Origin of the sequence: uncultured Brachyspira sp., assembly GCF_944390845.1 — a bacterium.
Classification (GTDB): Bacteria; Spirochaetota; Brachyspiria; order Brachyspirales; family Brachyspiraceae; genus Brachyspira; species Brachyspira pulli.
In genome coordinates this window covers 21,627-35,788 of sequence record NZ_CALXRM010000005.1, presented here as the reverse complement: position 1 = coordinate 35,788, position 14,162 = coordinate 21,627, and the positions used below count along the sequence as shown (strand labels likewise).

General features: G+C 29.6%; 12 protein-coding genes. 9 read left to right on the top strand and 3 right to left on the bottom strand.

Annotated features, from left to right (window positions below):
• Nucleotides 1–46 precede the first annotated feature (46 nt).
• Both Q0K52_RS01880 and Q0K52_RS01875 read left to right on the top strand, forming a co-directional pair.
• Nucleotides 47–529, top strand: coding sequence for a hypothetical protein (locus tag Q0K52_RS01880; RefSeq protein WP_297295869.1), 483 nt, complete (start codon nt 47–49; stop codon nt 527–529).
• 20 nt (nt 530–549) lie between these two features.
• The gene (locus Q0K52_RS01875; RefSeq protein ID WP_297295867.1) at nt 550–1,572 is read left to right on the top strand and encodes a hypothetical protein; all 1,023 of its coding nucleotides are present in this window, start codon (nt 550–552) and stop codon (nt 1,570–1,572) included.
• A gap of 82 nt (nt 1,573–1,654) precedes the next feature.
• Here Q0K52_RS01875 and Q0K52_RS01870 read toward each other — a convergent pair whose 3' ends face one another.
• A complete protein-coding gene (locus tag Q0K52_RS01870) occupies nt 1,655–3,178 on the bottom strand; it encodes a YifB family Mg chelatase-like AAA ATPase (RefSeq protein ID WP_297295865.1) in 1,524 nt (507 codons plus the stop codon).
• Nucleotides 3,179–3,395: 217 nt separating this feature from the next.
• On the opposite strand from Q0K52_RS01870, the gene Q0K52_RS01865 reads away from it, so the two are divergent.
• Nucleotides 3,396–4,265: an arginase family protein gene (locus Q0K52_RS01865; RefSeq protein WP_297295862.1), complete on the top strand. Its 870-nt coding sequence runs from the start codon at nt 3,396–3,398 to the stop codon at nt 4,263–4,265.
• A gap of 423 nt (nt 4,266–4,688) precedes the next feature.
• Here the strand turns inward: Q0K52_RS01865 and Q0K52_RS01860 are convergent, their stop codons facing one another.
• The gene (locus Q0K52_RS01860; RefSeq protein WP_297295860.1) at nt 4,689–5,513 is read right to left on the bottom strand and encodes a CAP domain-containing protein; all 825 of its coding nucleotides are present in this window, start codon (nt 5,511–5,513) and stop codon (nt 4,689–4,691) included.
• A gap of 126 nt (nt 5,514–5,639) precedes the next feature.
• On the opposite strand from Q0K52_RS01860, the gene Q0K52_RS01855 reads away from it, so the two are divergent.
• From Q0K52_RS01855 to Q0K52_RS01845, 3 genes are all read left to right on the top strand, one after another.
• Entirely contained in the window at nt 5,640–7,202 is a 1,563-nt protein-coding gene (locus tag Q0K52_RS01855) for an NAD(P)-dependent oxidoreductase (protein ID WP_297295858.1), read from the top strand.
• Between the two features lie 374 nt (nt 7,203–7,576).
• A complete protein-coding gene (locus Q0K52_RS01850) occupies nt 7,577–8,515 on the top strand; it encodes an EFR1 family ferrodoxin (protein WP_297295943.1) in 939 nt (312 codons plus the stop codon).
• A gap of 110 nt (nt 8,516–8,625) precedes the next feature.
• A complete protein-coding gene (locus Q0K52_RS01845; RefSeq protein ID WP_297295856.1) occupies nt 8,626–9,567 on the top strand; it encodes a hypothetical protein in 942 nt (313 codons plus the stop codon).
• Nucleotides 9,568–10,109: 542 nt separating this feature from the next.
• Here Q0K52_RS01845 and hisIE read toward each other — a convergent pair.
• The gene (hisIE, locus tag Q0K52_RS01840) at nt 10,110–10,775 is read right to left on the bottom strand and encodes a bifunctional phosphoribosyl-AMP cyclohydrolase/phosphoribosyl-ATP diphosphatase HisIE (protein WP_297295854.1); all 666 of its coding nucleotides are present in this window, start codon (nt 10,773–10,775) and stop codon (nt 10,110–10,112) included.
• Between the two features lie 397 nt (nt 10,776–11,172).
• Between hisIE and rpsL the strand changes: the two genes are divergently transcribed.
• From rpsL to fusA, 3 genes are read left to right on the top strand one after another with little or no spacing between them, the layout of a single operon-like run.
• The gene (rpsL, locus tag Q0K52_RS01835) at nt 11,173–11,547 is read left to right on the top strand and encodes a 30S ribosomal protein S12 (protein WP_008723364.1); all 375 of its coding nucleotides are present in this window, start codon (nt 11,173–11,175) and stop codon (nt 11,545–11,547) included.
• A gap of 14 nt (nt 11,548–11,561) precedes the next feature.
• Nucleotides 11,562–12,032, top strand: a complete 471-nt coding sequence (gene rpsG, locus Q0K52_RS01830) for a 30S ribosomal protein S7 (protein WP_297295850.1) — start codon at nt 11,562–11,564, stop codon at nt 12,030–12,032.
• Between the two features lie 20 nt (nt 12,033–12,052).
• A complete protein-coding gene (gene fusA, locus Q0K52_RS01825) occupies nt 12,053–14,134 on the top strand; it encodes an elongation factor G (RefSeq protein WP_297295848.1) in 2,082 nt (693 codons plus the stop codon).
• Nucleotides 14,135–14,162: the final 28 nt, after the last annotated feature.

Here is a 14,162-nt window from a genome sequence, read left to right as displayed (position 1 = left end):
TGCTATGGGATATATTATAAATTTTTTATTTAAGGAGCGTTCTATTATGAACAACAAAATTTTTAAACTATTTATACTCATTATGTCTTTATCATTGTTTGCTGTAAGCTGCAGTAACAATAATCCAACTAATCCTGGCGGAAATGGCGGTAATGGTGGCAATACAGAACAGCCAGGCGGCGGCGATGGTGGTGACGGCGGTAATACTGGTGATGGTGGAGATCAAGGTAATACTAAACTTACATTAAAAGATAGAAGTGGTACATATTTTGGAGGACCTGGTATATTCTTTAATGGAGATGGTGTTGTAAGTACTTTACATTTTGAACGCGGAGGTCATACTTGGAATATTGTAAATCCTATTACTTTAGGAGATCCTAATAGTACAGAAACTAAATTCTTTTTTAATAGTGTTGAAGTAAAATACTCTGAACAAACAACTTTAGTTTCAATATCAATAGAATTTATAGATGATAATAATGTTAAAGTTATAGTAGAAGATTTTACAGGAACATATAAAAGATTTTAAAATTTATAAGGAGTAAAATTATGACTAAATTATTTAAAGTATTGTTATTGATTGCTTCATTATCATTATTTGCTGTAAGCTGCAGTAACAATAATCCAACTAATCCTGGCGGAAATGGCGGTAATGGTGGCAATACAGAACAGCCAGACGGCAGTAATCCAGGCGGAGACGGCGGTAGTAATCCTGGCGGAGACGGCGGTAGTAATCCAGACGGAGACGGTGGTAGTAATCCAGACGGAGACGGTGGTAGTAATCCAGACGGAGACGGTGGTAGTAATCCAGACGGAGACGGCGGCAGTAATCCTGGCGAAGATCAAATTAAATATGGTATAGATTCAGCATATTATGGTAAATGGAATATTTATTATGATAATACAACATATAGTGCAGAATATGCAACTTTTAGCATAGATGTTGTACCTTTATTTGATAATAAATTTAATAATTCAGTTGATGTAATAGATGTTAGTAAATATGATGAATATGGTTCTGGTTATACATTCTATAAATTAGAAAATTCTTCAACAACTGTATTATTATATTTTAAAGATAATAACACAGGTTATGCTATACAGTATAATAGTGCAGGAGAAGCTGTAAAATATGCTGCTATTTTGAAGAATCAACCAACTAGCGATAGATTAGATTCCGCTACATTTAGCAGTGATTGGTATAAAAACACAAGTAAATATTGTAATATGAATGTAGATTCTCAGGGTCATTTAACAATAGTTGCACCTGATTCAAGTATATTTAGTCAAGGAGATGAAACATATCATATCAATGCTTATGGTATAACTAGAAAAACAGGAAGCAGTTTTTTAGATCCTAGTGTATATTATGATATTACTTCATTCCCTTATAAAGGTTCAATAGAAAATGCAGCAGAAGAAAGCGAAGAAGAATTCAAATCAATAAATCTTATTTTATCTAGTCATGATGATTTATTTGAAATGAAAAAATATGGTTCTGATATAACAATAAATAAAACAACTTTTTCTAAATATATCAATGAATCTGGATTGAAAAAGACACAATATTAATTTTTGTTAATTTTATTTGAGGCCTCATATAATATTATATGGGGCCTTTTTATTTAGACGTATTTTTAATTAATGATATTTGTTAATTCAAATTAAATCTATACTGCAATGCCTCTGTAACATGATTTACTTCTATAATATCTTTATCTTCCAAATCAGCTATAGTTCTTGATACTTTCAATATTTTATTATAGCTTCTTGCACTCATTGAAAATTTTTCCATAGCCATATTAAGTAGGCTTTTAGCTTTATCATCTAATATGCAAAACTTTTCAGTATCTTTTATACCCATTGATGAGTTTGAAAATATTTTAAGTCCGTTTTCTTTGAATCTTTTTTCCTGTCTTTTTCTTGCCTCAGTAACTATTTTACGCATAGAAGCAGAACTTTCTCCATCAGATTTTGAAATCATTTTATTGTATTCAACGGCACGAACTTCTATTGAAATATCTATTCTGTCAAGTATTGGGCCTGAAAGTTTAGCAATGTATTTTTTTCTAGCTATATCAGAACATCTGCAGGTATGTTTTTCATCTCCATAGTATCCGCAAGGACAAGGATTCATAGCAGCAATCAAAGTAAAGTTAGCAGGAAAAGAAATACTTCCATTTGCTCTGCTTATAGTTATAGTTTTTTCTTCCATTGGTTCTCTTAAAGTCTGAAGTGCTGAACTTTGAAACTCTACAAATTCATCAAGAAATAAAACTCCATTATGTGCTAATGTTATTTCACCAGCTTTTATATTTCTTCCGCCTCCTACTAAACTTACATAAGAAGAAGTATGATGAGGTATTCTAAAAGGGCGTTTTTTTACTATAGGCATATTTTTTGATAATAGACCATAAGAAGAATAAATTTTTGTAACTTCCAAAGCTTCTTCAAAAGTTAGCGGAGGAAGTATTGTAGGTATTCTTTTTGCTATTAAAGTTTTTCCGCATCCGGGTGAACCTATCATTATAAAATTATGTCCGCCTGCTGCTGCTATCATTGCCGCACGTTTTGCATATTCCTGACCTTTAACATCTGAAAAGTCTATTGTTTCATCTTCTTCAGCATTAAAATTAAATTTGCCTTCTGATATAATAGGAGATTTTTTGCCTTCAACAGCATCAATTGCTTCTTTTAAAGTTTTTACTGGGTATAGATTAAGTCCGTCAATAATATTAGCTTCTTCCATATTATTGAATGGTATTACAGCATTTTTTATACCCAATTCTTTAGCATTCAAAAGCATTGAAAATATTCCTTTAACCTCTCTTACACTTCCGTCCAATGCCAATTCACCAAGTATAATAGTTTTATCCATAAAGTCAGAAAAAAATACTTGTGCACTTGATGAAAGTATACCCAAAGCGAAAGGCAAATCATACATACTTCCTGTTTTCTTTAAATCTGCCGGTGCTAAATTTATAGTTATTCTTTTTGGAGGGAAAAATCTGTCGCTATTATTTATGGCGGCAATTACTCTTTCTTTTGCTTCATTTACTGCCTGATCTGGTAATCCTACAACATCGAATTTAGGCAAACCTTCTGATATATTTACTTCTATTATAATAGGTATTCCTTCTATACCGTAAAGAGCTTCTGAATATATAGTAGTATGCATATAAAACTCCGTTATATTAATTTTTATATGCATGTAGTTAAACAAATTTTTTTATCATTTTAAGCCTGTGTTTTTTATGAAAAAAATATATTTTTATTAAAAAATTATTTTTTGTATGTATTTATGATTGTATATGCTTATAAAAATAAAAAACTGATTTTGACAAACTTTTAAATTCTTAGTATATTTTTTATAATTTATATTAGGAGTTTATAATATGTCTAAAACTATGCGTTTAATTTATCCTCAATGGCAGGGAGGAATTATTGACAGATGGATACCAGAACTTTCTTATGAGGATTCTTCAAGAGGTTATTATTTAGGTGCTAAACTTTTAAATATGCTTGCTCAAGAAAATGAGGATCATAAAATAGAAGAAGTGCCTGTTTCTTTGGATATAAGAGATAGAAAAATAAAGAATGGAATAATAGATTATGATTTCATTGTTAAGCAGACTAATGACTGTTTAGATATTTTAAATAAAAATAATCCTGATAAGATAATTGTATTCGGCGGTGAATGTTCTGTAAGTGTTGTGCCATTTACATTTTTAAATAAGAAATATGATAATGATGTTGCTGTTATTTGGATAGATGCTCACCCTGATATTACTTTGCCTTCAGATAATACTTATGCTGGATATCATGCTATGGCTTTAGCTGCTTGTATGGGATATGGAGATGAGTATATTATTTCTAATTTGCCTAGTAAAATAGATACTTCAAAAGTGTTATTATTAGGTCTTAGAGATTGGGAGAGGGAAGAAATAAAATTACGTCAAAAAGAATATAATATAAAGCATTTATCTCCTAATGAAATTTCTTGTGATAAGATATTGGAATGGCTTAATAATTGCAATGCTTCTAAAGTGGCAATTCATTTGGATTTAGATGTACTTGATCCTGCTGAAATAATCGCTGCTGTTGGTGTTTCTCCAAATGGAATGAAAATAGATGAAGTTATTAAAGCAATAAATTTTATTTCAGAGAAGAAAGAATTAGTAGGTTTAACTATAGCTGAGCATTTACCTAGAATAGAAATAATGATAAAAAATTTAATAAATAGTTTGCCTCTTATAAAAAGATAATTTTTTTATAAATATACAATAATAACGACAATTTCTGTCATTATAAAGTTTTATATTTATTTTATTATAATTTTATAATGGGGGATTATTGCCTATATGTCTTTAATAATTCTTATATTATCTACTATTAAAAAAGGTTTTTTGTTATTATTAGATTTTATTACAGATTTATTAACTGATATTATTGTTATGCTATTAATATGCTTTTTTGTTTTCATGTATTCTGTATGTTTTATTATCGTTGATATTTTTTATGTGTTTATAGCGGATTATGTTTTTGTTTTTATTAATTATATTTTTGTAAGACCTATTGTTTATATTTGTAAGTTTTTATTTAGTAAATATTAAGAGATGAGATTTAAGCTGCAGTATTAGTTATAAAAAATAATTAGTTATAAAATTAATACTGCAGCTTATCAATTATTAGTCTGTAAATATTTGCACCCAATATAAAGTATTGTTATGATTAAATATTCCAACGCCTATTTTACCGAATTTCTTTTGTAATATATTTGCTCTGTGTCCCGGTGAATTAAGCCAAGATTTCATTACATCATCAGCATCTACCTGACCATAAGCTATATTTTCACCGGCAGTTTTATGAGAAATATTATATTCTTTTAATACAGTTGAAAAATCTGTTTTATTAGGTCTTGTATGTGAAAATAACTGCACTAATTCTTCAGCTCTTTTTTGTGCCGCTGCACTTAATTTTGCATCTAGTACTAATGGTGAATTAACACCGTTTTGTTTTCTAGCTTCATTACATAATTCTACAACTCTTTGAGATTCTTTGTTTATATCCAATTCTTCTCTAGTGATATTATTATTTCTTGAAGCAACATAAAGCATAACCCAATATTTTTTACCGTTATTTTCATAAACACTTGCTGCCATGTGAGTAAATTTATTATTTAAAATTAAATTTCTTTGTCTGTTTAATATTTGATTAAATGCCTCATCAACATTTATATCAGCTATTATCGAACTTTCAGAATATGAAGAAAATTGTATTTTATTATCTTCTAAAGCTGTGGATTTTCTTACTCCATTTGCTATTTCTTTTGCTCTTTGATCGGCTGCATCTTGTAATTGCTTTTCTGTTTTATATTCGCTGAGTCCTGATTTTGTTCTTTCTGCATTTATTTTATTGAACAATTCTTCAGATTCATTTTTTGTTTGAGTATATGCTATTTGTGTAAAAATACTAAGTATTAATAATAAAAATATTGATTTATGGAATGTCATATTTAAAACTCCTTACACATTATTTACAAAAATATTTTTTCGTATATAATTCTACATAAAATAAAAACTGTCTATAAATATTTATGTAAAATAAATTTAATTTAAGTATAATAAGAGGATAAGAAAATGAAATACATAATTGCTTTAACAGGTGCTACAGGAAATATGGGACTTGAAACATTAAGACAATTAATGGAAATACAAGATGTAGAATTGGTTAAGGTTCTTGTAAGAAAAGAAAGTGAAAAAATCGCTAATAAATTCAAAAGACAATATGGAAATAGAGTAGAGATAGTAACAGGATATTTGTATGAAAGAGATGATTGCGAAAAATTATTGAAAGACTGTCATTATGTACTTAATCTTGCAGCAGTGATACCTCCAAAATCTGATAAGTACCCTAAACTTGCACATCTTACAAATTTTGTGGGAGTTAAGCATATAGTAGATATACTTGAATCAATGGATAAAAATAAACGCCCTAAACTTGTGCATATATCAACAGTTGCACTTTATGGAAATAGAAATGAAAAACACCCTTGGGGCAGAGTAGGCGATCCATTATTAATAAGCCCTTATGATGCATATTCTTTTTCAAAATTAAAAGGCGAAAGATATGTACTTGATTCATCATTAGAAAACAGGGCTATAATAAGACAAACAGCAATGCTTCATAATAGAATGCTTACTGATAATATGAGCGATGGATTAATGTTCCATACTTGCTATAATGCACCGCTTGAATGGGCAACTGCAAGGGACAGCGGTTTATTAATGAAAAGAATAATTGAAGAAGATATTAAAGGCAATTTAGATGATTATTTCTGGAAAGGCTGTTTCAATTTGGGAAGCAAGGCAGAAAATAGATTAGTTGGTTATGATACATTTAATGACGGATTTAAATTAATAGGCGGTTCTACAAAAAAATATATGAAGCCTAATTGGAATGCTACAAGAAATTTCCATGGACTTTGGTATTATGACGGATACAAACTTGAAGAATTATTCTCTTATCAAAAAGAATCAGTTATAGATTATTGGAATGAAATAGGTAAAACACATTGGTATTATGCATTCGGTAAATTGGTACCAGCAGGAATAATATCATTCTTTGCTATACAAAGACTATTATCTCACCCTAATTCGCCTACATATTGGAGAAAAAACGGGGAGGACGGTAAGATTATAGCTACATTCGGAAGTTTAGAAAATTTTGATAATCTTCCTAAAAAATGGGAAGATTTTAATTTATTATTTGAAAATAAAGATTTTGAAGGAAATTATATAGATTATAAAGCTTTACTTGATATAAAGAATGCTAAACTTCTTAATCATGGTTATGATGAAAGCAAAAAAGACAGTGAGATTGATATAGAAGATCTTAAAAAAGCTGCAGAGTTCAGAGGCGGAAAACTTTTAAGCACTAGCATGACTAAAGGCGATTTGCATACAAAATTAAAATGGGCTTGTGCTGAAGGTCATGCATTTGAGGCTTCACCATTTACAGCTATAAAGGCTGGTCATTGGTGTATGGAATGTATGCCGGATTATCAATGGAACTTTGATATGCTTGCTAAGAAAAATCCTTATTTTGCTCAGGTTTGGTATGATTCGCATAAGGAAGATGAGAATATGCTTTATTATTTCGATGAGGATTTTAAGGCACATTATAAGAAGATAAATAATTAAATTGATTGAAAAAGAATATAAAATGCTATAAGTGAAAAATAAAAGAATTGAAATATTTTTGAAAATTTAATTAACTTTTTAATTAATATTTTATATTATATATTGTCAGTTTTTGAGTCTGACATTAAATAAAATTCGTTTGAAGGCGGTGAATGAGCTGCTGGGTATCGGGCTTGTGGGTTGCCCCTAGAGAGGGAACCCTCATTTTTATTATCTATTTGTAAACTTTACATCATTAAAATTTATTGTATTTACTGTTTGAGCTACACAAATAAGTATAAAATTCTGCCTGTAAACTAAAAATAAAATTTTGACAAAATATATTCACTTTAGTATAATTAGCATATAAAATTTAATAGGTTAATAGAATGAGTATTTATGAAAATAAAAAAGCTGTGATATATTGTTTTTCAGGAACTGGAAACACAGAAAAGGCAGCTAGAGAATATAAAAAAATATTTGAAGAAAACGGCGTTGAAACTTTACTTTATAATGTAGGCGATAACTTTGATAATATGCCTAGTCCTGATTATTATGATTATGTAGGGCTTGCTTATCCTATACATGGATTCAATGCACCTTATCCTATTTTTGATTTAATAAAATTATTTCCTAAATTAGATAATAAAAAGATATTTATTATAAAAACTTCCGGAGAGCCTTTAACAATTAATAATATTTCTTCAGAGCCTTTAATGGCAAGATTAAAACCAAAAGGTTATATACTTACTAATGAATATCATTATATAATGCCTTATAATATAATATTCAGGCATACTGATGAATTTGCTGCTAAGATGTGGAAAACTGTTAAGGCTTTATGTGTTATAGAGGCTAATGAAGTTTTAGAAGGTAAAGAGCATTTATTAAATAAATTCCCATTCGGCAGATTAATAGCATTTTTATTTAGAATAGAACACCCTGCTATGAAAGTTAATGGTAATTTATTCAAAGTAAAAAAAGTTTGTACTCATTGTAATTTATGTGTTAAAAAATGTCCTGTTAATAATATTTATAATGATGAAAAAGGAAATATCAAATTCAAAAATAAATGCGTAATGTGTACTAGCTGTGCATTTAGATGTCCTGTTGATGCTATTAGTATAGGTATATTAAATTTCTGGAGAGTTAATGGAGTTTACAAGTTTGAGAATCCTCCTACTGGCATAAAATCTAAGCATGACAATTATTGCAAAAAGGCTTATGACAGATATTTTGCTGATGCCGACAAAAAAATAAACAATTATATAGATAATGTTTCAGATGAATATAAACAAAAAGATTATTATAAAAATATAGAAAATTATAAATAATTGATATTTTTGTATACTTACTATAATACAAATAGTAATAATTATTCTAACGCTTTTTTAGTATTTTCCGACAAATTAGACAACAATATAAAAAATAGTTGGAGCAAACAATGTTAAAGAAGTGTTTAGTAGTTTTTATAATGATTTTATCAGTTTTTGCACTTTCATGTAAAAAGCCAAGTAATCAAAACAGTAATTTAGAAGAAGATTATATTAATGAAATAGAAAAAGAGTATCAAAACTCATCTAGTAATGATGTAATAGTAGAAACTAATAATGGTACTCAAACTACTACTCCTACAGATGATATGTATATGCCTGAAGATAATAATATTCAAATAGATAATAATACTCAAGCAAATAATAGTTCATCAAGTTCTAAGCCTTCTAAAGGAAACAGCAGCAGTAGTACTGATAAACAGCCTAGCAAAAGAAGACCTTTAAAAGCTACTATATACAATTTCTATAGCCCTTGGACTTCTAATGATGATCCTTTGATGATTAGAGAAATAAGAGTTATGATCGCTAATAAAGAATATACTCAAGCTTTAAATTATATAAATAAATTGGATTTTAATAATTTGCCTGAAGATGTTGATGTAGGTCATTTATATCAATTTAAAGGAATTGTTCATTATTTCTTAGCAAAAGAAGGAAAATCAAACAATGTTGTAGCTAAAAATCATATTGTTGAAGCTAATGAATGTTTCAAGAAAGTTGCTGGTTTAACTTCTATAGAAAAATTCAAACCTCTTTCATTATTATGGAATGGTATGCTTTATCAAACTTATTCTAAAGACCAAACAGAATTAGAAGAGGCTATATCTTTATTCGATAAAGTTATAACAGAATATCCTAGAACTAGATTTGCTAATGATGCTGTATTCTATAAAGCAGTTACAATGAAAAAATTAGGTATGCCTGAAAATGAATATAATGATCTTTTCTTATCTATAAAACGCGGCGGTTTTGTTGATACTTTGGTATTCTCTCAGGTTATATATGATTATGTTCCTGCTAATGATTTAGTTGATAAAGAAATGTTAAAATAATTTTTATTTTTATTATTGTTGATTTTTATAATGATGCGGCAGTTTATTTTATATAGGCTGTCGCTTTTTTATATATTAAATTTATATATAATTTTTTTACGCACGGTGAATAAATTTATGATATGATAAAAATTTGAATTACAAACAAATATATATTTTTTATTTAATTCTTCGTGCGGTGAATACACAATAAATTTAAAAAAATCTCGGGTGGGCAGTTAAAATAACAGAAAAAATAAAAAAGAAAATAATATATAAATACCAGAATAGATTTAAATCCTAAAGGGTGGGATTAAAAATAAGTTTTAAAATTTATTTACATACCCCGCCCTTTAAAGTTTTTAGCTTTATTTTGAATTTTAATATTAATTATCTTTTATAACTTAATTAGAAATTTTAGCACCCGCCCAAGTGGTTATTAGGTTGAGAATTTATTTACCGCACGTAGAATCAAATTTATTATATAATAAGAATTGAATTATCAATGAATTTATAGTTTGGGCTTTGTTCTGCGTGCGTATAAGTGATAAAAATAATAAAAATTACTCTTTCATACTTTTTTGTTTTTCTTTTTTGTCTATTATAGATCTGCTTGCTAATTCTTCTTTTATATCATTAATAGTTATGCCTTTTTCTACCATTAGAACTAGAGTGTGATAAAGTAAATCTGAAATTTCGTATATAGTTTCTTTTTTGCTGTCATTTTTAGCACCTATTATAACTTCAGTACATTCTTCACCAACTTTTTTTAATATTTTGTCTATACCGCTATTGAAAAGGTATGTAGTATAAGAACCTTCAGTTTGATTTGTTTTTCTTCCTTTTATTAGTTCATAAAGTTTATCTATAGAAAAATCTTTGTAGTCTTCTTTTGAATATACTTCATTGAAGAAACAAGATTCTTTTCCAGTGTGGCAAGCTGGACCATATTTTATAACTTCTACTATCAAAGCATCATTATCACAATCAGCTTTTATTGATTGTATATGCTGATAATTTCCAGAAGTTTCACCTTTTCTCCATAATTCTTGTCTGCTTCTGCTGTAGAAACAAGTTTTTCCTTCTTTAATGCTTATGTTTAGGCTTTCTCTATTCATATAGGCAAGAGTTAAAACTTCTTTAGTATAATAATCTATTACTATTGCAGGAATTAACCCTTTATCATCAAATTTTAAATTTTCAATAATGTTTTCTGTATTTTGATTCATAATTAAGAGTCCTTAAAAAATTATTATTCATAGTATGCTATAATAATGATTTTTTTGCAATATTTATATTTTAATTATTAGGTAAAAAGATATTTAATTTTATAGTGTATATATATGTATGTTTTTTTAAAAATATGGATAAAAAATTGTTAAAAAAGTATTGATTTTTTTGTATAGTTGTTTTATAATTTTATAACTTTCAAAATAAGCGATTAAAGCATATAGTATGTTTTTCTCACTATTAATTAGGTTTTAATACTATAATTGCTCAGTTTGTAAATACTGTTTCGTTTGAAGTTATAAATTATTAAAGAAGTTGATGTTGTCAATTCTGTGTAAGGAATTGATTTAGAAAAAAATTTTACAAAAAAATAAAGAATTAGAGGTTTTGTATTTTATGCCTACAATTAATCAATTAGTAAGAAAAGGTCGCAAGCGTATAATAAATAAGACAAAATCGCCTGCATTAATGAAATGTCCGCAAAGAGAAGGGGTTTGTACTCGTGTAACAACAACTACACCAAAGAAACCTAACTCAGCTATGCGTAAGATCGCTCGTGTAAGAATAACAAATGGAATGGAAGTAACAGCTTATATTCCTGGTATTGACCATACACTTCAAGAGCACAACCGTGTACTTATAAGAGGCGGAAGGGTTAAAGACTTACCAGGTTGCCGTTATCACATAGTTCGCGGAAGCCGTGAAGCTACAGGTGTAGAAAAGAGAATGAAAGCTAGAAGTAAGTATGGTACTAAGAAACCAAAGGCTTAATGGAGTAAAATAATATGGCTAGAAGAAGAAGAGCACAAACTAGAAAAATAGATGCTGATCCTATTTATGGAAGCGTTGTAATTAGTAAGTTTATAAACAAACTAATGTATGATGGTAAAAAAAGTAAAGCTGAAAATATATTTTATAAAGCTATGGATTTAGTAAAAGAGAAAACAGGAAAAGATGGTTTAGAAGCTTTCAATGAAGCTATAGAGAATATTAAACCACGTGTAGAAGTAAAATCAAGAAGAGTTGGTGGATCTACATATCAGGTTCCTGTAGATGTAAGACCAGACAGACAAAATTCATTAGCATTTACATGGCTTATAGATGCTTCAAGAAAAAGAGGCGGAAGAAGCATGGTAGAACGCTTATCAAATGAGATAGTAGATGCTATAGATGGTAAAGGTCAAGCAGTAGCTAAGAGAGATACAGTTCATAGAATGGCTGAAGGTAATAAAGCATTTGCGCACTTTAGGTGGTAATTTTTAAGGAGAATAATTAAGTGGCACGTCAAATTTCGTTAGAAAACACACGTAATATTGGTATTATGGCTCACATCGATGCTGGTAAAACTACTTTAAGTGAGCGTATTTTATATTTCACAGGTAAAACACATAAAATAGGTGAGGTTCATGAAGGTGCAGCTGAAATGGACTGGATGGAACAGGAAAGAGAAAGAGGTATTACAATTACTTCTGCTGCAACTACTTGTTTTTGGAATGGTCATAGAATTAACTTGATAGACACTCCAGGTCACGTTGACTTCACTGCTGAAGTAGAAAGATCTTTGAGAGTATTAGACAGTGCAGTTGGTGTTTTCTGTTCAGTAGGTGGTGTTCAACCTCAGAGTGAAACAGTATGGAGACAAGCAAGTAACTATAAAATTCCTAGAGCTATTTTTGTTAATAAAATGGACAGAATAGGAGCTAACTTCTACGCTGTTTTAGATCAAACTAGAGAAAGATTAAAAGCTAACAGTCACCCAGTAGTTATACCTATAGGTGCAGAAAGTAATTTCGAGGGTGTTGTTGACTTAGTAAATATGAAAGAAATAATTTGGGTTTCTGAAGACGGCATGAAAATGGAAGAAAGAGAAATCAGACCTGAATTAAAAGAAAAAGCAGAAGAATACAGAAATTCATTATTAGAAGCAATCGTTGAATATGATGATGATGCTATGAACAAATTCTTTGAAGGTGAAGAAATAGATGTTCCAACTATAAAGAAACTTATAAGAACAGCTACATTAACAGCAGATTTCTTCCCAATGTTCTGCGGTACAGCATTCAAAAACAAAGGTATTCAAGTATTAATTAATGGAATAGTAGATTATTTGCCATCACCAGTAGATAAACCAGAAATAGAAGGTACTGATTTAGATGGTAATGTTATAAAAAGAAAAATTGCTGATGATGAGAAATTCAGTGCATTAGCATTCAAAATCATGACAGACCCACACGTAGGAAAAATAGCGTTCTTAAGAGTTTACTCTGGTATATTAGAAGCTGGTTCTTATGTGTACAATGCAACAAAAGGTAAAAGAGAGCGTATCGGAAGAATACTTCAGATGCATGCTAACAAAAGAGAAGAGATTGAACAAGTATATTGCGGTGATATAGCAGCAGCAGTAGGACTTAAAGAAACTACAACAGGTGATACATTATGTCCGGAAAATGCTCCTATCATCTTAGAATCAATCAACTTCCCAGAACCAGTAATTAACGTTGCTATAGAGCCAAAAACAAAAGGCGACAGAGATAAAATGTCTATAGCATTATCAAGACTTGCTGAAGAAGACCCAACATTCAGAGTTAGCTTTGATGAAGAAACTGGTCAAACAATTATCGCAGGTATGGGTGAGTTGCATTTAGAGATAATCTGTGATAGAATGAAAAGAGAATATAAAGTTGAGGCAAATGTAGGACGTCCTCAAGTATCTTATAGAGAAGGTATTAAGAAAACAGTTGAAGTACAAGGTAAATTTGTACGTCAGTCTGGTGGTAAAGGTCAATACGGTGATGTATGGTTGAGAATTGGACCTAATGAACCTAACGGTGGATTTAAATTCAATAATGAAATCGTTGGAGGAGCAGTACCAAGAGAATATATACCAGCAGTAGAAAAAGGCTGTGTAGAATCTATGAATACAGGAGTACTTGCTAACTATCCTATGCTAGACGTTATAGTATCAGCTTATGATGGTTCATTCCACCCAGTAGACTCATCAGAAATGGCATTTAAGATTGCTGCTTCAATGGGATTCAAAGAGGGTTGTAAGAAAGCAGATCCTTATTTATTAGAGCCTATGATGACAGTAGAAGTTGTAACTCCAGAAGATTATATGGGTGATATAATCGGTGACTTAGCTTCAAGAAGAGGACAGGTTCACGGATTTACAGATAAGTCTGGTTACAAATCTATCAATGCTACAGTACCTCTTGCAGAGATGTTTGGATATACTACAAGCATAAGAAACGTATCTCAAGGTAGAGCTAGCTATACAATGCAGTTCTCACACTATGAGGAAGTACCTAAAAACGTAGCAGAAGAGATAATAGGTGCTAGAATGGGCAATAACAAGTAAGTAACTAAAAAGTTACAAAGTTAGATAT

What these genes read in the sequence shown, in the direction of transcription:
- Q0K52_RS01880 (WP_297295869.1), top strand. Translation starts at nt 47, where the DNA reads ATGAACAACAAAATTTTTAAACTATTTATACTCATTATGTCTTTATCA.
- Q0K52_RS01875 (WP_297295867.1), top strand. Translation starts at nt 550, where the DNA reads ATGACTAAATTATTTAAAGTATTGTTATTGATTGCTTCATTATCATTA.
- Q0K52_RS01870 (WP_297295865.1), bottom strand. Translation starts at nt 3,178, where the DNA reads ATGCATACTACTATATATTCAGAAGCTCTTTACGGTATAGAAGGAATA.
- Q0K52_RS01865 (WP_297295862.1), top strand. Translation starts at nt 3,396, where the DNA reads ATGTCTAAAACTATGCGTTTAATTTATCCTCAATGGCAGGGAGGAATT.
- Q0K52_RS01860 (WP_297295860.1), bottom strand. Translation starts at nt 5,513, where the DNA reads ATGACATTCCATAAATCAATATTTTTATTATTAATACTTAGTATTTTT.
- Q0K52_RS01855 (WP_297295858.1), top strand. Translation starts at nt 5,640, where the DNA reads ATGAAATACATAATTGCTTTAACAGGTGCTACAGGAAATATGGGACTT.
- Q0K52_RS01845 (WP_297295856.1), top strand. Translation starts at nt 8,626, where the DNA reads ATGTTAAAGAAGTGTTTAGTAGTTTTTATAATGATTTTATCAGTTTTT.
- hisIE (WP_297295854.1), bottom strand. Translation starts at nt 10,775, where the DNA reads ATGAATCAAAATACAGAAAACATTATTGAAAATTTAAAATTTGATGAT.
- rpsL (WP_008723364.1), top strand. Translation starts at nt 11,173, where the DNA reads ATGCCTACAATTAATCAATTAGTAAGAAAAGGTCGCAAGCGTATAATA.
- rpsG (WP_297295850.1), top strand. Translation starts at nt 11,562, where the DNA reads ATGGCTAGAAGAAGAAGAGCACAAACTAGAAAAATAGATGCTGATCCT.